The sequence below is a fragment of the Kitasatospora sp. NPDC043950 genome, from assembly GCF_056435345.1.
The window spans coordinates 53,938-71,792 of sequence record NZ_JBWKER010000003.1; the positions used below are offsets into that span (position 1 = coordinate 53,938).

Sequence of the window (17,855 nt, forward strand, 5' to 3'; positions counted from 1 at the left end):
CTCCCCCTCCCACCCCCCTCCCCCTTCAACCCGCCCCTCCAAACGCGCCGCCACCCCTACCTCCAGGCCGAACCTCCCCCGGGAGGGCCGGGGGCCCCCCCCCCCCCCCCGCGGCGGTCAACTCCCCTCAGGGTGCGGGTCGGTCACGGTGTGGGGCCGAGCTTCTGCCAGGCGTCGCTCTTGCCGGGCTCGTCGGTCGCCTTGTTCCACCACTTGGCGCGCCAGTAGAAGCCGTTCCACGACACCGTCGAGGCCCAGGCGCCGTCGGTGTCCCCGGCGATGATCTTCGTACTGGAGGCGGTGGCGCTGTTGGCGGGGGCGGCGAGGTAGGCCGGTGCCTTCCACCAGTCGTCGTTCCCGCCGGCGAAGCTGCCCAGCGCGTAGGAGCTGCCGTGCTTGGCGCCACCGGTGACCCACCGGTCCAGCATCGGCTTGCCCGCGGTGGCCTGGTCCGTGCTGAGCGGCACCAGCCGCCACCACTGGTCGACCTTCCCGTCGCAGTCCCGGACCGTGAGGGTGCCCCTGGCCGTGGTGGCGCCGAGGCACTGGTCGTGGCCGCTGGTAGCGGACTTGATGTGGTACCAGCCCTGGTCGTCCTCGCTCACCGCCCACAGCTGGTTGGCGTTGCCGGTCTGCTTCATCGACAGGTGGGCGTCGGTCCAGCTGCCGGGGTGGTCGAGGACGTTGCCGCTGTTGCGGTCCTCGATGATCCACTTGTCGCCGGTCTGCCAGAACGCGAACGAGGGGTTGGGGTTGTAGGCGTGCGCCTGCCACGGCGCGGCCTGGCACTGGGCCCCGGAGGCCGGTGCCGGGGGATCGACGGTCGTCACCGCGCGGCGCTTGTCGCCGGTGGATCCGTAGTCCTTGCCGCCGATCCTGAAGGTGACGTTCGCCGGGCCGGTGACGGGCAGGTAGTACTTGACCTCGATGTCCTTCGACCTGCCGGCGGGGATGTCCTCGCAGTAGCCGAGTTTGACGGTCACCCGGTGGAAGTCGCCCTTCAGCCCGCCCGCGTTGGGCCCCGTGTGGCCGGGGACGATGCCGCTCATCTCCTTCCAGGCCCCGTCCTTCACCACCGGCGGGGCGGAGGTGGGGAGGTCGAAGGAGATCTCCGTGCCCTGGGCGAGGGCGACCTTGGAGTTGTTGGTGATCCGCAGCTTCGGCTGCATCGGCCACATGTCCCCGACGTCGGTCGGGAAGTCCACCAGCTCGGCCTTGACGTCGATCACCTCGGCGGGCAGCGTCTTGCCGCCGCCGGTGGTGTTGCCGGACGCCCCCGCGCCCTTGAGCGCGTTGTCGAGGCGGGTGGTCAGGTCGTAGCCCATCCCCCACTCGCCGTTGGAACGCTTGGTGTAGTCACCCGCGAGCTCCCAGATCATGGCTCCGCCGACGCCCTTGTCCGCGATGTACTTCGCCTTGGCGTCGATCGACCTGTCGTTCTCCGTGGAGAGGAACACCTTCTTGGCGTCGTTCCACAGCCACGACGACTGGAGCGGGTCGGAGTACTTCTCGGCGTAGCCGCCGGTCAGCTTCCCGGCGTCGGTGGCCGGGTCGACTCCGTAGGACTTCAGGTAGCCGGGGGTGCGGCCGTCCTGGAGGTTCTTGGTGTGCCACAGCGGGTTCGACCCGGCGCCGACCTCGCGGCCGTCCTCGGTGTCGTGCCACACGTTGTCGATGCCGGTCGCGCCGAGGCCGCAGTCCTGGCCCTTGGCCGGGCCCCGGCCGCCGACGCCCTTCGGGCACTGGGACTGGTCCGCCATGGCGGAGGTGCCCCACAGGCCGTCGGTGCCGCCTTGGACGTTCTGCCAGCCGCGGGAGTAGTAGGGGATGCCGAGGTTGATCCGGCCGGGCGGGAGGGCGCCGCGGTAGTAGTGGTAGGCCCAGTCGGTGTTGAAGTAGCCGTTCTTCTGGTAGTCCTTGGTGTTCGCGGCCTGGTCGTTGTAGATCCCGGCGTCGGCCAGCTCGTTGTCCTGCCCGGTGTCGTAGAGCGGGGCCTGCGGGCCGACGTACTTGTTCCAGGAGCCGTGCAGGTCGTAGCTCATGACGTTGACGTAGTCCTGGTACTGGAGCGCCTGGCCGGCGTCCAGTCCGCGCACGAGGTAGCCGGAGGCGGACCCGGCCGAGGTCAGCAGGTAGTAGCGGCCCTTGGTCGTGCCGGACTGGTCCAGCTTGGTCCGCAGGGTCTTCATCAGGGCGGTGTAGCCCTGCTGGAGGCCCTTGCGGCGCGGGTTGGAGACGTCCCAGTCGTTGGGGTTGCCCGTGTTGGGCAGGGCGCCGGGGTACTCGTAGTCGATGTCGACGCCGTTGAACCCGTACCGGTCGAGGAAGTCCGTCACGGAGTCGGCGAACGCGTCGATGCCCGCCTGGTTCACCGAGCCGTCGGCGTTGGTGGCCATCGCGTAGAAGTTCCGGGTGTCCGCCCAGCCGCCGACGGAGATCAGCGTCTTCACGGCCGGGTGCTTCTTCTTGTAGGTGTTCAGCAGGTTGAAGTGACCCTTGTACGGGAGGGACGGATCCATGGCGTTCCGGTCGCCGTCCCAGGTCATGCCGGTGGCCGGGTTGGCCGGGTCGTTCACGTCACCGACGCTGATCCGGTTGTTCTCCACCTTCGCGAACGCATAGTTCACGTGTGTGACCTTCGACCAGGGGATGTTGGACGCCAGGTACGCGGGGTCTCCCTTGGCCCCGGAGCGCCACCCCGTGAAGTACCCCACCGTGCGCCGGGTGCGGTTGTTACCGACCCACTCCCGGCCGCTGTTGTCGTAGACGTCGCAGTACCGGGCGTTCACCCCCGGGGTGGCGGCCATCCCCTCGGGCCGGCAGTCGCCCGAGGAGGCGGGCTTCGTCCCCCGGTCGTCGGGCGAGTCGTCGAACGGGGCTCCCGCGGAGTCCGGCCCCCCGGGGTCGCCGGTGCTGGTGCCGCCCTCCAGGTGCCACCGCTGTTCGGCGGCCCCGGCGCACTTCCAGAAGGCCAGGGCCTTGTCCTCGCCCTGGTCGGTCAGGCAGCCGCCGTCCGAGGAGACGATCTGGTACGTCCGCCCGTCCAGCGCGTCGAGCTGCCAGCGCTGGTTCGCGCCCCCGCCGTCCCGCCAGAGCGCGCTGTAGTAGCTGGTGCCGTCCACGGTCTGCGACCGGTTGCTGTTGGCGTCCAGCACCTGTCCGGGGTCGAGGGCCGTCCGGATCGCGAACCGGCCGTCGTCCTGGCGGTCCAGGTTCCACTTCTGCGCCGGGTTCCCGTTCCCGCCGAGGGCCTTGACCTTGGTGCCGTTGGCGGGGTTCGCCTGGTCGACGTCGGCCACCCGGCCGGTGCCGTCGTTGACCAGCGAGACGCCGGCCGCCGAGGGCGGGGGCGGTGGGGTGTCCGTCGGGCGGCCGTTGTCGTCCATCCGCGGGATCTTCGGCATGCCGGTGGTGTCGCCGGCGGCGAAGATCGTGCCCTGCAGGACGTTCCAGCGCAGAGCCGTGGGGCCCACGACGACGGTGCCGTCCGTGCCGCCGGCCGCAACGAATCCGCTGGTCAACTGGTTCCCGCGGAAGAAGGAGGCATAGGCCCTGTTGGAGAACTGCGAGCCTGGCCACCGGATGGCCGCGTTGAACCCGTCGGTCCAGCCGGCTCGGGTCAGGGCGGTGAAGTTGTCGCCGATGGGCTTGGGCCCGTTGAGCACGCGGTCGGTGGAACGGCCGATGTTGGCTTCCAGCGACACGTACGTGTCGCCCTTGAAGAGGAAGACCTGGTTCTCCGTCACCGAGAGGGCCGCGTCGACCCCCTGGGTGAAGGGTGCGGTGCTGTCACTGCCGGCCAGGCTGTGCCACCCGTCCGCGATCGTGGTCGGCGGCTTGGTCATCGTTGCGGTCCCCGTGTCGGGGTCCACCCTCATCCGCATGTACTGGTCCCCCCGGAACATCATCACTTCATCCGGGTTCTCCGGCAGCGTGAAGGCCGCGTCGAAGCCGTTCGCGAACGGTGTGTTCCCCAGGACCGGCCACAGGTGGGAGATGGTGTCCTCCTTGCCTCCGGCCAGGCTGGCGTTGCCCGGGAAGTCCGCGATGCGGGCGACGAACGGCCCCCGGAGGAGGTAGACGTCACGGCTGGTGCTGAAACTCGCTTCCACCAGTGGCTGGGAGCACGCGAACGGGCCGTCGCTCGACCGCGGTATCCGGCAGATCCGATTCTGCGCCTGGACCTGGAGGACGGCCAGCCCGACGGCGGCTGCGGTGGCGGCGAACCAGGAGTTGCTCGGGTCCTGGTTGGCGTCCCACAGGTCCCTGCTTCGCCTGGCCCAGGTCAGGATCTGGGTCTCGTACTCACGGATGCGTGCCGGGATCCGGCTGCGCATCGCCGCCGCGATGCCGTTCCTGACGTTCTGGAACCGAGTGCCCTCGGCCACGGCTTCGACGAGGACCATCAGTGCGCTGCGCAACCATGGTGTCCGTTGCGCCTGCGCCGCCGGGTCCGGGCCGCCGTCGAGGACGTTCTCCAGGACTCTGACGGCGTTCCTCAGCGCGTCGGCATCGACATTCGCCCAGCCGTTCTCGAATGTGAAGAGGTTGCCTGGCGTGGCGGACTCGTTTCTGAGGTCGCCGTACTCGACGCCGATGGCGCTGAGCTCGCGATACCGGACCGTGATGGTTTGCCCTGGTTGCGGCCGCTGCCGCTGCTGCTGCGTGAACCAGTTGTCGCGGGCAGTCCGCGATGTGCCGACGCCCCTGTCGGCCAAGCGGTAGAGCGTCTTCACGCCCGCCCGGACGGTGTAGAAGCCGCAGATGTACATGTCGCGCGGCGCGATGATCAGTCCGGTTTCCATCCCCGGCACGGGGTCCTGATCCGGGTGTCCCAGATCGAAGAGGTCGACCATCACGGGGTTCGGGTCATCGAGCGTGACGTTGAAGTCCGCGCGGTACGGGCGGGTGAAGTTCCCCCGCAGCAGCTCGATGAGCTGGAGGTAGGGACGAGCCGGGTCCGGCGGGTCGGCGGCGTGCGCCGGCCCGGTCGCCCCGATGGGCAGGAGGAGAACCGCCAGCAGGACCACCAGCATCCGCCGGAGCCCTCCGACAAGCCGTCTTGGCGGTGGGCCCCCCGGTGCCCGGCCGGGCCGGACGGTCGTTCGCAACCGCAACATGTCCTCTCCAAAGGAATTCGGTGACATTGATGCGGCAGAACGTACGAGGCACCGGTAGACACGTGATGGACAGCGCCAGCCCGTTCGGCGCTCAGCGCCCTCCGGCGATGATCTCCAGGGCAGGGCGCGGTGATCGCCCCGAGGAACTCGGCGTACAGACCGTTGCGCAGCACCGTTCGTCTAGGGTCGGCGTGTTGACAGCGGATAGACGACGCGTCAACGACGGCCGGGCCGACGCCGTCCGCGCCCCCGCCTGCGCCCCTCGGTGACCGTTCGCGCCCTTGGTGCCTCCGACGCGCCCTTGCGCGCTACCTGCCGGTAAGTGTTAATGCGCCGTAAATTTGACTGGCCGTCACATTTCCCGGCCCTCCCGGCTCGGCCCGCCTTCGTCGAAAGGTGCTGCCATGCGGCGTATCACCTCGTGGACGCGAATACTCCGTTTCGGGCTCAGCGGCTGCCTCCTGGCGGCCGCCTCCGGCTCCGGCATGTGCCCAGCGGTCGCCGGACCGGCCGGTCCGCAGTCGCACGGCGGGCGGTCTCAGGACGGGGGGTCGCACGGTGGGGGGTCGCACGGCGGGCCGTCGCCGGAGCAGAGGATCGAAGCGCTCCTCGGCCAGCTGACCACCGACGAGAAGGCGACGCTGCTACAGGGGATCGCCGCACCGAACGGGGTGTACGCGGTCGGCTACGTCCGGGGCGTGCCGCGGCTGGGCATCCCGCCGCTGCTGCTGTCCGACGGCCCGGCCGGCGTGCGGGACGGGCAACCGGCGACGGCGCTGCCGGCACCGGTGTCGCTGGCCGCCGCCTTCGACCCGGGGCTCGCCACCACCTACGGCGCGGTGCTGGGCCGCGAGGCCCGGGCGCGCGGCTACCAGGTGCTGTACGCGCCGATGGTGAACCTCGTGCGCGTGCCGCAGGGCGGGCGGAACTTCGAGACGCTGGGGGAGGACCCGTTCCTCGCCGGGCGGGTCGCGGCGGCGGAGGTCCGCGGCATCCAGGCGCAGGGGGTCGCGGCGCAGGTGAAGCACTTCGCGGCGAACAACCAGGAGAACAACCGGCAGTCGTACAGCTCGGAGGTGGACGAGCGGACGCTGGCCGAGATCGAGCTGCCCGCCTTCCGAGCGGCCGTCCGGGACGGCCGGGCCTGGTCGGCGATGTGCGGCTACAACCCGGTCAACAGCATCTGGGCGTGCGAGAACTTCCCGCTGCTGCGGGACGTGCTGAAGGGCCGTTGGGGGTTCGACGGGGTGATCGGTTCCGACTACCCGGCCACCCACTCCTCGGTGAACGCCGCGGCGGGCGGGCTGGACCAGGAGTTCGGCGGTACGACGTACTTCGCCGACCTGAACGCGGCCGTGGCCGACGGGCGGCTCGCCCCGGCCGTCCTGGACGACCAGGTGCGGCGGGTGCTGCGGCTGATGGTCCGGACCGGGGCGCTGGACGGCGGCCGGCCGCCCGGCTCCGGCCCCGGCTCCGGCTCGGGCCAGGCCGTCTCCGATCCGCCCGCCTCCGATCCGCCCGCCTCCGACCCCGCCGCCGGCGCGCGCGACGCCCGGGCGGCGGCCGCCGCCGGGACGGTACTGCTGCGCAACCAGGGGCCGGTGCTGCCGCTGGACGCCGCCCACCTGTCGTCCGTCGCGGTGATCGGCCCGTGGGCCGACCACGCCTACACCGGCGGCTACGGCTCCTCGCACGTCGCCCCCTACCCCGACCAGGTCGTGACGCCTCGCCAGGGCATCGCCGCCCGGGCCGGTGCGGGCGTCTCGGTGCGCTACCACCCGGGCGACGATGCGGCCGCGGCCGCCTCGGTGGCCGCCGGGGCGGACGTCGCGGTGGTGGTGGTCGGCGACGAGGAGACCGAGGGCGCGGACCGCGGCTCGCTGGACCTCGCCCCGGCGGACGACGCCCTGATCCGCGCCGTCGCCCGCGCCAACCCGCGGACGGTGGTGGTGCTCAACACCGGCGGGCCGGTCACCATGCCGTGGCTGGACGCGGTGCCGGCGGTGGTCGAGGCCTGGTACCCGGGCGAACAGAGCGGCACCGCGCTCGCCGACGTGCTGTTCGGCGACGCCGATCCGGCGGGGCGGCTGCCCGTCACCTTCCCGACCTCGGTGGCGGCCACGCCGATCCGGGACGCCTCCCAGTACCCCGGCACGGACGGCGCCTACCACTACACCGAGCAGCTCGCGGTCGGGTACCGCTGGTACGACGCGACCGCCACCGCCCCGCTGTTCCCCTTCGGCCACGGCCTCTCGTACACCACCTTCGGCTACAGCAACCTCACCGTGACCGGCCCGGACGCCGCCGGCCGGGTGCGGGTCGGCTTCGACCTCGCCAACCAGGGCGCCCGGACCGGCACCGAGGTGCCGCAGCTGTACGTCTCCTTCCCGTCCGCGGCCGGCGAGCCGCCGCAGCAGCTCAAGGCCTTCGACAAGGTCACGCTGGCGCCCGGCCGGTCGACGCACGTGGAACTGCCGCTGGACCGCTCCTCCTTCGCGGTCTGGGATCCCGGCGTGCACGGCTGGCAGGTCCCCGGCGGGCGGTACGGCCTCATGGTCGGCTCCTCCTCGCGCGCGCCGAAGCTGCAGGGCGCGGTGGACGTCCCGGGCTCTCCGGTCGTCTCCACCTGGTCCGGGCGGATCACCGGTGCCGACGGGTCCTGTCTGGACGCGGGCGCCGCCGCCGCGGACGGCAACGAGGCGGTACGACTGGCCGGCTGCGCGGGCACGGCGGCCCAGGACGCCACGGTCGGCTCGGACGGCACCGTCCGCGCCCTCGACGGCTGCCTGACCCCGGCGGGCCCGGACGACGGCGCCGCCGTCCGGCTGCGGGACTGCACCGCGGGCGCCGACCAGGTGTGGCGCCCGGGCCCGGGCTCCTCGATCCTCCACCCGGCGTCCGGCCGCTGCCTCGCGGCCGCCGACGGCCGGCTGCTGCTGCGGACCTGCTCGGGGGGCGCCGAACAGAGCTGGGCCACCCCCCGCCCGAGCGGCCGGGTGACCGGCATCGCCGGGCAGTGCGTGGACCTCAACCGCGCCGACACGGCCAACGGCACCGCCGTCCAGCTCTACCGCTGCAACTCCACCGGCGCCCAGGACTGGACCGTCGGGCAGGACGAGTCCCTGCGGGCCCTCGGCAAGTGCCTGGACGTCACCAACGGCTGGACCGCCGCCGGGACGCCCGCCCAGCTCTACGACTGCAACGGCACCGGCGCCCAGCGCTGGCAGCCACGCCCGGACGGCACGCTCCTCAACCCGGCCTCCGGCCGCTGCCTCGACGCCCGCGACGGCAGCGGCGCCGACTGGACCAGGCTGCAGATCTGGGACTGCCACGGCGGCCCCAACCAGCGCTGGACCCTGCCCTCCTGATGCCCACCGCCGGCCGTCCGCCGTCCGCCGCCGTCCGATGGCGGCGGGCGGCGGGGCTGCGTCAGCCGTTTGCTTCCAGAGCCGGGAGGTAGGCGCCGGCCTGGCCGGCGGCGGTCGGGTGGAAGGACTGTCCGATCGGCCAGTTCAGGGCGTGCAGCCAGGGAGCGGGGTCGCAGAGCTGGTGGCCGGCGAACCGGCTGGTCACATCCGCGTAGGCGAAGTTCGGGTACTTGGCGGCCTCGCTCTGGATGACGCTGTTCAGGACGTCGGCGCCGTCGTTGAGGGCAGCACGCCTGGCCGGGCTGATCCCCGGGCAGAGGGGGGCGCCGGGGTCGTAGAAGCGGGGGTAGCCGAGGATCACCACGTGGGCGTTGGCGGCGCGGGAGCGGATGGCGCCGTAGACGGTGTCGAGTTCGCCGGGGAGCTGGGTGCGGGCGGTGTTCTCTGCGGAGGAGACGGCGCTGAGGCAGGCGGCGTCGCTGCCGAGCAGGCAGGAGGCCAGTACGTCGCGCAGGCCGACGTCGTTGCCGCCGATGGTCATGCTGACCAAGGTGGTGCCGGAAGTGAGCGGGGCGAGTTGGTTGTTCACGACGTCGGTGGTGGTGGCGCCGCCGCAGGCCTGGAAGTCGAAGGTGGCCGGTGAGGTGGACTGGGCGTAGAGGTACGGGTACGCGTTGGTGCTCTGGTTGCAGCTGTTGAGGTACGTGCTGGATGATCCGCCGCCCGCGGAGTAGGAGTCGCCGAGGGCCACGTAGTTGACGGTGGCGGCGTGGGCGGCGTGGGCGGTGCCGGTGGTGGCGGCGAGTGCGGTGGTCGTCAGGGTGAGGAGCGCGGCCGCGAGGGCTGCGGGGCGGGTTCGGCTCATCGGTTGCCTCCTTGGTGGGACGGCTGGTGTGTCAGTGGGGCTGTTCGGCGTTGCGGCGCGGTGCCCGGGACGCGGTCAGGAGTGCTGACCGAGGAAGTCGGCGAGCTCTTTGTCGTACCGGGCGGGGTCGGCGTTCCAGGAGCCGGTGTGGCCGGCCCCGGGGACGGTGACGAGTCGGACCTTGTCCGGCCAGTCGCGGGCGAACCGGGCGCTGCCGGCGTACGGGACGAGTGTGTCGGCGGTGCCGTGGAAGAGCAGCACGGGCTGTTCGGGGCCGCCGTTGCGCCGGTTCGCCGCCAGGGTGTCGACCTGGTCGAGGTCCACTCCGGCTTGGACCCGGATGAAGGGGGCCGTGAGGTCGGCGATGGGGAACGGGAGTCCGAGGCCGGTGGCGATCGTGTCGATGGCCGCCCGGTAGTCGAGTGCGGGTGAGTCGAGGACGACTGAGCGGACCGCGCTGGTGTCCTGGGCGCGCTGAAGGTAGTTCTCGACGATGGCGCCGCCCATGGAGAACCCGTAGAGCACCACGCCGGAGGCTCCGTGGGCGCGGGCGTAGCGGACGGCGGCGTCGAGGTCGCGCCATTCCGTGTTGCCGAGTTGTCGGTTGCCGTTGGAGTCGCGGGGTGCGCCGGGGTCGTTGCGGTAGGTGATGTCGAGGATAGGGTAGCCGAGGTCGTGCAGTCCGGGCATCGTCCGCAGGCCCGCGCTGCGGCCGGCGCCGAGCCCGTGGACCTGGATGACCCAGGTGCTGCGCGAGCCCGGGAGGTACCAGGCGGGCATCGGGCCCAGGTCGCCGGGGTAGCTGACGTCCTGGTAGTCCAGCCCCACCGCTCGGCGCGGGTCCGAGTTCCACACGGTGACGATGATCTTCGCCTTGGCGCCGACGGCGGGTGGGGTGGTGGCCTGGAGTTCGCGGGTGACGGTCTTGCCGTCCGAGGTGAGGACGCGGCCGAGTTCTCCCGAGCGCCGCTGTGCGGATCCGCTGTCCTGCCAGACCAGGCCGTAGGTGCCGGTGTAGCGGCTCTCGTCGGTGGCGGGAAGGGTCACCGTCGCGTTCCCCACGGCGATGACGCGGGTGTTCAGCGGGGTGTCGTCGGTGGGGTGCAGCAACTTGCCGGTCAGTAGCCACAGCGCGCCGGACGCCGCGGTGAGAGTGAGGACGAGCAGGCCCGTGACGGCGACGACGATGCGTCGGCGCAGGCGGGTGCGGCGGCTGGACGGTGGTGTCGTGGGGTGGCTGGACGGCGGTGTCGTGGGGTCGGTCATCGCCGGGGTCGGTTCCTGGTTCATGGCTGCTTCAGCGTGGTGGGGCCGGAGGCCAGGGTGAGGGCGAGTCCGGTCGGTGTGACGGTGAGTGAGACGGGCTTGAGGGACAGGGGGTAGTCGGCTTGTCGGTTCCGCGCGGTGAGCTTGGTGTTGATCTGGTCGAGCTGGGGACCGGTGATCGTTCGGCCGAGGAACTGCAGGCTGGTGGCGGTGATGGTGACCCGGCCGTCGGCCAGGGCGGGCTTCAGCGTCAACTGGCCCATGCCACCCGGGCCCAGGGCGAGCAGGAGGGTGCCGGTGGCGGGGTCGGTCCGGGTGCTGCTGACGGGAACGCCCTGGCCCGAGTCGTGGATCGCTCCCGCCAGGGAGTCGGCGGGGATCGTGACGGTGGCCCGGACGTCGGACGCCGTCGCGGGCTCGGCCAGGTGGAGGTCGTCGAGCGTGATGCGGACCGAGGCGCCCGTGAGTGAGCCGACGTGGGCGTCGTCCGCGCCGAGCGTGACGTGATCCAGGTGCCGGTCGAGGATCGCGAGCAGCGCCGGGCCGGCGCCGGTGTCGACCGTCACCCGGGTGTCGAGCGCCTTCCCCATGCGGTCGGCGATCCGGCTCTTCAGGACGTGCCGGGTGACGGCCTCGCCGCCCCCGGCGAGGGCCAGCACGACGGCCACGGGCAGGACGACGGCGCGAGTGATCCGGCCTCGCCGGGTGGTCGGGCGGCGGAGGCGGCCCAGCCGCGCGGTGGCGGTTCGGGCCGGTTCTGGACGGATGGTCATCATTGTCCTGCTGTCGTTGTCGGGGCGTCGGAGGGGGGCGGGCGGCCCGGTGCGGTCCCGGCGGCGTCCTGTGGTCGGCCGTTGTCCTGGGGACGGGGCGCGACCGGTGCGCGTGAGCAGCACGACGACCGCGACGATCAGGAGGGCCGCAACACAGACGCCGAGCAGCACGAGGGATCTGGAGCCCGTGAGCACGACTGCTCTCCCTTGTCCCGACCCCGCCGGTCGGCGAGGTCGGAAGCATCCTGTCGCCGTTGTGCAAGGCGAAGGTTCGGCCTGTGTTCGGGCCTTGTAAGGATCGCCGTCGGTCCGCCGGACGGTGACGGCCCGCGGGTTAGCATCGGTGCAGTTCGAAGCCGTGGCACGCGCGACTGGCCAAGCAGCCGCGAGATGGGTGCCGCGGCGCGGGGAGACTGCGGTGACACCGGACAGATGACACAGAGCAAGGGCCTTGTGCTGGTGGTGGAGGACGAGCGCCACATCGCCGACCTCCAGCGCCTGTACCTCACCCGCGAGGGCTTCGGCGTCCACACCGAGGCCGACGGCACCGCCGGGTTGGCCGCCGTGGCACGGCTGCGGCCGGTGGCGATCGTTCTCGACATCGGGCTGCCCGGGCTGGACGGCACGGACTTCTGCCGCCGGCTGCGCGCCGCCGACGACTGGACGCCCGTCATCCTGGTCACCGCCCGGGACGAGGAGGCCGACCGGATCCTCGGCCTGGAGATCGGTGCCGACGACTACCTCACCAAACCGTTCTCGCCCCGCGAGCTGGTCGCCCGGGTCAAGGCGGTGCTGCGCCGCACCGCCGGCCCACCGGTCTCGGCCGTCCTGGGCGGCAGCCGGCTGCGCCTGGACCCCGGTCGCCGCACGGTGCTCTGCGACGGCGAACCGCTGGAGCTGACCACCACCGAGTTCAACCTGCTCGCCCACCTGCTGGCCCGGCCCGGTCAGGTCTTCAGCCGCGAGCAGCTCCGTGCCCAGGTCTGGGGGCAGGCCGACTACGGCGACAGCCGGGTCGTCGACGTCTACGTCTCGCAGCTGCGTGCCAAGCTCGGCGACGCCAGCCCGATCCGCACCGTGCGGGGGATCGGCTACAGCGCCCAGGAGCCGGAGCGGTGAGGCGCCTGCGCGCGGGCTCCCTCACCGGCAGCCTGGTCCTGCTCGCCACCGTGGTGGCAGCCACGGCCGTGCTACTGGCGGGGGTCGCGGCCTGGCAGACCGCCTTCTCCAACGCCGAGTCCCAGTACCGGGAGCGCCTGTCCCGGCAGGCCACCGTGCTCAGCCTCGCTCCCAACCTGTCCGTGCTGCTCCTCGACCAGACCCAACGGCTGACCGGGGCCACCGGCGTCCTGGTCGCCGTCGTCGATCCCGACGGACACGTGGACGGCCCCGCGGCGCAGGCCGTCGCCCCGGCCGACCGGGACGCGCTGCTCGCCGGACGGACGCTCTCCGCCACGGCCTCGCTCGGCGACCAGCGCGTACTCGTCCAGGGACACCCGGCAAGCAACGGCGGCGCTGTCGTGCTGACCCAGCCGTTCACCGAGGTCGATGCGGCTGCCGGCCGGATGCGCGGCAGTCTGACGCTCCCCCTGGTCGCGGGCCTGGTCGGAGCCGCCCTCGCCGGAGCCCTGCTGGCCCGCCGCATCGCCCGCCCCCTGGTCGCGGCGGCCGGCGTCGCCCACCGACTCGCCGCAGGTGAACGCGGCCTGCGCTGCGAGGCCGACGGCCCCACCGAGGCCCGTGACGTCGCCCAGGCCCTGAACGCACTGGGCGCCGCCCTCGAACGCAGCGAACAACGCCAGCGCGACTTCCTGACCTCGATCTCCCACGAGATCCGTACCCCCCTCACCGCACTCCAGGGCTACGCCGAGGCCCTCACCGACGGGGTCGTCGAACCTGGGCAGCAGGCCCAGGTCGGCCAGATCCTCCTGACCGAGACCAGACGCCTGGACCGCTTCGTCTCCGACCTGCTCGAACTCGCACGCCTGGACGCCGACGACTTCCCCATCACCCGCGAACCCACCGACCTCACCGCCCTCGTCCGTGAGACCGCGCAAGCCTGGGACCAGAGGCTCCGACAGAGCGAACTCCACCTGCGGGTGGAAACGGCCGGGGAACCCGTGATCACGGTCACCGACGGATTCCGGGTCCGCCAGCTGCTCGACGGCCTGATCGGCAACGCCGTGCGGATCTCGCCGCCCGGCGCCCCCGTGGTGCTGGCCCTGCGGCGAACGGACAGCGGCGACACCGAGCTACAGGTCCGCGACGGCGGCCCCGGCCTGACCGACGAGGACGTCCGGGTCGCCTTCGAACCCGGCGCCCTGCACTCCCGCTATGCGGGCACCCGCCCCGGCGGCACCGGCCTCGGCCTGGCCATCACCCGTCGCCTCACCGACCGGCTCGGCGCCACCATCACCGTCCACGGCCACGGCCCCGAGGGCGGCGCCTGCTTCACCGTCGCCCTCGGCACCATCCCGCTCGACGCGTAGCCGCCCGCGCAGCACCCCGGACCAGGGCCGCCGTCCGAACCGCCTGCCCCGCGCAGCGCCCGGAGCTCGCTCCGCAGGAATAATTCGCACACTACTCATTTGGCGCTATCCAGCCCGCCTCCGGCTGTGATGACCTTGGCGACTGTGGCGCGCGTCACATCGTGTGACAGCGCAGTGAGATCGCACTGCCGTGCGTGCCCGACCCAAGGCGATCGAGGAGGTACTCGTGAGTGGCAGGGAGAACAGTGGCAGGGCGGCCGGCGGTGACGGCTTCCCGGATCTGAGCCCCGGGGAACTGGCGGAGATCGAGCGCGTGATCCTCGGCGGCGACGACGGGATCGCGCTGCGGCACGCCGCGCACGAGGCCGGCGGGCCGCGCGTGTCCGCGGCCGAGCTGCAGAAGGCCCTTGAGCTCCATGTGTGCATGGGCTTGAACGCCTGCCGCAACCACGACATCGACGAGAAGGCGCCGATGGCGGGCATGGGAGCCTGTGCCACCGTCCTGCACGTGTGCCACGGCGCCAACGAGTGCCGCGGGCAGGGCGGGTGCGGCTACACCGGCCCCGACGCGGAACTCGCCAAGCCGGGCGAGCAGGCCTGTCGGCAGAACGGCAGCTGTGCGAGCCCGATCAATGTCAGCCGGGTGTTCGCGGGCGGCCCGCTGAAGGGCAAGAGCGTCTGGAAGCTCGCCCGCCAGCTGTTCGAGGCCCGGATGTACGCTGCCGGCCTCCCGTTCGGCCCGTCCCCGGGCGAGGGCTACCCGGACGACCTGGTCCCGCCGTACGAGGTGAACGAGGCCGAGCGGAGGAAGAAGAGGCTCGACCGGAGCAAGCCGCAGGTGCTGCCGCTGCCGTCGGACGAGGCGACCGCGTGACGGAGCCCCACCAGGGCGAGCGGATCGACCGGGTGTCCCGCTTCGACCTGCCGAACCTGGGGTTCGGTGTCGGCCTGCGCGGCCCGCACCACCGGTACGTACTGGACCACCTCGGTGATGGGCTGGGCGCCGAGTGGCTGGAGATCATCTCCGAGAACTACCTCGACTCCCACGGCCACCCACGTCACGTACTGGACCGGGTCGCCGAGCGGCACTCCCTGGTCATGCACGGGGTGTCGCTGTCGATCGGCAGCGTGGAGCCCCTGGACTTCGACTACCTGGGGCGGCTCCGGCGGCTGGCCGACACGGTGGGCGCCGCCTGGGTGTCGGACCACGTGTGCTTCACCGGGGTCGCCGGGCTCAACACCCACGACCTGCTGCCGGTCCCCTTCACCGAGGCCGCGCTGACGCATCTGGTGCGACGGGTCAGGACCGTGCAGGACTTCCTGGAGCGCCCGCTGGTGCTGGAGAACCCCAGCACGTACGTGGGCTTCGCCGCATCGACCATGCCGGAGGAGGAGTTCGTCGCGCGGCTGGCGGTCGAGGCCGACTGTGGGCTCCTGCTGGACGTCAACAACGTCTACGTGTCGGCCGTCAACCACGACACCGATCCGCGCGCATACCTCGGAGCGCTCCCGCACGACCGGGTCGTACAGATCCATCTGGCCGGTCACACCGACGCGGGCACACATCTGATCGACACCCATGACGGACCGGTCGCACCGGCCGTGTGGGAGCTGTACGACGCGGCGATCGCGCTGACCGGGCCCGTGTCCACCCTGCTGGAGTGGGACGACCGCCTGCCGCCCTTCCCCGAGCTGGTGGCGGAACTCGGAAAGGCGCGCCAGCGGGCCCTCGATCCGGCGAACATCCCCGTCGCGACGGGAGTCTGACATGTCGACGGTCGAAGGGGCGCCGGCGCACCTGGCCGAACTCCAGCACTGGCTGCAGGCCGCCGTCCTCCACGCCACCGGACCGGACCAGGAGGGCGGCGAGGCCACCGCCCAGGTGCTCACGCCGTCCAGCCGGCTCACCGCCGGCGAGCGGCTGGACATCTACCGCCGCGGTTACCGGCTGCGCCTACTGGCCTGCCTGCGCTCCTGCTTCCCCGCGCTGCGCCGACTCCTGGGGCCGGAGGCCTTCGACGCGCTCGCCACCGAGTACCTGAACACCTGCCCGTCCCGCAGCTGGACCCTGGAGCACTTCGCCGACGGCTTCGCGTCGCACCTCGCGACCACCAGACCCGACCGCGACCCACCGGGCCACGACGTCGATCCCTGGGTCCAGCTGATCGTCGAACTCGCGGGATATGAACGGGCTTTCGCCGAGGTGTACGACGCCGAGCCGGACCGCGCGTGCCGCGTGCTGGCCTGTCGGCACCCCGTGCACCGCTACGCGGCCGCGGTGGCCTGCGGCGAGGACCCGCAGCCGCCGGCCGCACGCCCCGTACTCCTGCTGCTGCGCCGCCGGGACCACGGCGTCCACGTGACGGAGCTGACCGAGGACGTCCGGCGCACGCTCCTCGCCTCCCGGGCTGGGTTCCCCGGCCACCCCGACCGAGTCGACCGCCCCGACCGGGCCGGTCCGCCACCCGCACCGCCCTCACCGCGCCACGAGCGCCCGGAACCGAACGGAGCCGAGGTATGACGACCGATGCCACCAAGTCCGCCACCCGTCGCCTGGCCGACATCCCCTTCGCGGTCACCCCGATCGACACGATCAAGGCCGACCGGCCGATCGAGGACATCGACGCCTTGCTCGACCACCTGCATCAGGCGGCCCAGGTCGAGCTGTCCACGATCCCGATGTACCTGTACGCGGCCTACTCCATCGGGACCAAGGGCCACAGCCAGTGGGACCCGGGAATCTCCGCCCAGCGCACGATCATCAGCATCGCGATCGAGGAGATGCTGCACCTGTGCCTGGTGCGCAACCTGGCGGTCGCGCTCGGCGGAGCGGACCGGATCGTCTTCTACGACCCGGACTTCATCACCAAGTACCCGAGCAAGATGCTCCATCGGACTCCGCCGTTGACCCTTCACCTGGAGCGGTGCAGCAAGGACCTGATGACCCGGGTGTTCCTGCCGCTGGAACTGCCCGCCGAGAAGGGCGCCGAGCCGCAACCGGACGAGTACAACACGCTCGGCCAGTTCTACCGGGCGATCGAGGAGGGCCTCAAGCACCTGACCCAGGTCGACCCGGACGGCGTGTGGAAGTACGCGAAGGCAAACGCCCCCTGGCAGTACGAGAGCGCGTACTGGAACCATGACGGCGGCGGCGAACCCGTGGTCATCACCGACCTTGACACGGCCCAGACCGCCTTGAAGATCGTGATCGAGCAGGGCGAGGGCGTGGACCCGAAGAAGGCCACCGTCCCGATCGACCCCGTCAACCCGCGACCCGGCCTCGACGAGCTCTCGCACTACGCGAAGTTCAAGAGGATCGAACAGGGCATCGAGGTCATCGGGCAGGTCCGCAACGTCCCTGGCGATCCCCGGGTGAAGGACTTCTCCGGACCGGCCGGAGGCCTGGCCCTCCTCTTCAATGCCGCCTACTGCTACACCCTGGCCATGCTCGACAAGCTCTACGCCGTCCGGTCGAACCTCAACCCGAACCGGACGAGCACCCGTTACCACCTGGAACGCACCTTCATCGCCTCGATGAGCGGTGTGCTCTACCCCATCGCGGAACTCCTCATGACGACCCCGGGCAGCGACGACCCCGCCTGGGACGGAGCCTGTGCCGCTCCCACCTTCGAGTACTACGACTTCGCCGCGGAGCAGAAGGCCAAGGGGCACCGGACCATGAAGGAGCACCTGATCTGGCTCTGCGAGACCGCCGTCGTCGACTTCCCCGAACTCGGCGGTGACAACAGCGTCCACTGGCTCCTGAAGAACCTGCCCAGCGTGGACGACATCCCCTCGGATCCCCCCACCAGCCGCCCGCGCCCGATGCCCAACTGACGGACCGCGACCGGCGCCCCGGCCCGTCCGCCCGCTCCGACGATTCTCGCAACGGGGGGTTGGCGGTGTCTTCGTGGCACATCCGGCGTTCGGGCGGGTGCGGGCGGGTTCGGGCGGGTGCGGGCGGCGAAGCAGGA

Annotated in this window: 11 protein-coding genes; 7 read left to right on the forward strand and 4 right to left on the reverse strand. The window is 71.8% G+C overall.

Features of this window, described 5'->3' with window-relative positions; translation table 11 throughout:
* Positions 1-143: 143 nt before the first annotated feature.
* Complete coding sequence (locus AC07BF_RS02530) at positions 144-5,036, reverse strand: glycosyl hydrolase family 18 protein (protein ID WP_478332815.1); 4,893 nt, start codon at positions 5,034-5,036, stop codon at positions 144-146.
* Between the two features lie 488 nt (positions 5,037-5,524).
* Here AC07BF_RS02530 and AC07BF_RS02535 point away from each other — a divergent pair, with 488 nt between their 5' ends.
* A complete protein-coding gene (locus AC07BF_RS02535) occupies positions 5,525-8,488 on the forward strand; it encodes a glycoside hydrolase family 3 C-terminal domain-containing protein (RefSeq protein ID WP_478332816.1) in 2,964 nt (987 codons plus the stop codon).
* 61 nt (positions 8,489-8,549) lie between these two features.
* On the opposite strand, the gene AC07BF_RS02540 is transcribed toward AC07BF_RS02535, so the two are convergent.
* The 3 genes from AC07BF_RS02540 to AC07BF_RS02550 all read right to left on the reverse strand — a co-directional run bounded on the left by AC07BF_RS02540 (position 8,550) and on the right by AC07BF_RS02550 (position 11,392).
* On the reverse strand, positions 8,550-9,353 hold the full coding sequence (locus AC07BF_RS02540) for an SGNH/GDSL hydrolase family protein (protein ID WP_363630026.1): 804 nt from the start codon (positions 9,351-9,353) through the stop codon (positions 8,550-8,552).
* 75 nt (positions 9,354-9,428) lie between these two features.
* Positions 9,429-10,643, reverse strand: a complete 1,215-nt coding sequence (locus AC07BF_RS02545) for an alpha/beta hydrolase (RefSeq protein WP_478332817.1) — start codon at positions 10,641-10,643, stop codon at positions 9,429-9,431.
* Positions 10,640-11,392: an LmeA family phospholipid-binding protein gene (locus AC07BF_RS02550; RefSeq protein ID WP_478332818.1), complete on the reverse strand. Its 753-nt coding sequence runs from the start codon at positions 11,390-11,392 to the stop codon at positions 10,640-10,642. Before AC07BF_RS02550 ends, AC07BF_RS02545 begins: the two co-directional genes overlap by 4 nt.
* Before the next feature lie 432 nt (positions 11,393-11,824).
* Between AC07BF_RS02550 and AC07BF_RS02555 the strand changes: the two genes are divergently transcribed.
* From AC07BF_RS02555 to AC07BF_RS02580, 6 genes are all read left to right on the forward strand, one after another.
* Complete coding sequence (locus tag AC07BF_RS02555; RefSeq protein ID WP_363583436.1) at positions 11,825-12,511, forward strand: response regulator transcription factor; 687 nt, start codon at positions 11,825-11,827, stop codon at positions 12,509-12,511.
* A complete protein-coding gene (locus tag AC07BF_RS02560; protein ID WP_478332819.1) occupies positions 12,508-13,881 on the forward strand; it encodes a HAMP domain-containing sensor histidine kinase in 1,374 nt (457 codons plus the stop codon). The genes AC07BF_RS02555 and AC07BF_RS02560 overlap by 4 nt, the downstream gene beginning before the upstream one ends.
* Positions 13,882-14,107: 226 nt before the next feature.
* Complete coding sequence (locus AC07BF_RS02565) at positions 14,108-14,755, forward strand: hypothetical protein (RefSeq protein WP_363583440.1); 648 nt, start codon at positions 14,108-14,110, stop codon at positions 14,753-14,755.
* Complete coding sequence (bufB, locus tag AC07BF_RS02570) at positions 14,752-15,648, forward strand: MNIO family bufferin maturase (RefSeq protein WP_363583442.1); 897 nt, start codon at positions 14,752-14,754, stop codon at positions 15,646-15,648. The genes AC07BF_RS02565 and bufB overlap by 4 nt, the downstream gene beginning before the upstream one ends.
* A 1-nt stretch (position 15,649) precedes the next feature.
* Positions 15,650-16,402 carry an HvfC/BufC family peptide modification chaperone gene (locus AC07BF_RS02575; protein ID WP_478332820.1) on the forward strand — a complete coding sequence of 251 codons (753 nt, stop codon included), beginning with the start codon at positions 15,650-15,652 and terminating at the stop codon, positions 16,400-16,402.
* Positions 16,399-17,718 (forward strand): ferritin-like domain-containing protein, encoded by a 1,320-nt coding sequence (locus AC07BF_RS02580; protein ID WP_478332821.1) that lies wholly within the window; start codon positions 16,399-16,401, stop codon positions 17,716-17,718. Before AC07BF_RS02575 ends, AC07BF_RS02580 begins: the two co-directional genes overlap by 4 nt.
* The last annotated feature ends 137 nt before the right edge of the window (positions 17,719-17,855 follow it).

What these genes read in the sequence shown, in the direction of transcription:
- AC07BF_RS02545 (WP_478332817.1), bottom strand. Translation starts at nt 10,643, where the DNA reads ATGAACCAGGAACCGACCCCGGCGATGACCGACCCCACGACACCGCCG.
- AC07BF_RS02580 (WP_478332821.1), top strand. Translation starts at nt 16,399, where the DNA reads ATGACGACCGATGCCACCAAGTCCGCCACCCGTCGCCTGGCCGACATC.
- AC07BF_RS02535 (WP_478332816.1), top strand. Translation starts at nt 5,525, where the DNA reads ATGCGGCGTATCACCTCGTGGACGCGAATACTCCGTTTCGGGCTCAGC.
- AC07BF_RS02530 (WP_478332815.1), bottom strand. Translation starts at nt 5,036, where the DNA reads ATGCTGGTGGTCCTGCTGGCGGTTCTCCTCCTGCCCATCGGGGCGACC.
- AC07BF_RS02550 (WP_478332818.1), bottom strand. Translation starts at nt 11,392, where the DNA reads ATGACCATCCGTCCAGAACCGGCCCGAACCGCCACCGCGCGGCTGGGC.
- AC07BF_RS02575 (WP_478332820.1), top strand. Translation starts at nt 15,650, where the DNA reads ATGTCGACGGTCGAAGGGGCGCCGGCGCACCTGGCCGAACTCCAGCAC.
- AC07BF_RS02540 (WP_363630026.1), bottom strand. Translation starts at nt 9,353, where the DNA reads ATGAGCCGAACCCGCCCCGCAGCCCTCGCGGCCGCGCTCCTCACCCTG.
- AC07BF_RS02555 (WP_363583436.1), top strand. Translation starts at nt 11,825, where the DNA reads ATGACACAGAGCAAGGGCCTTGTGCTGGTGGTGGAGGACGAGCGCCAC.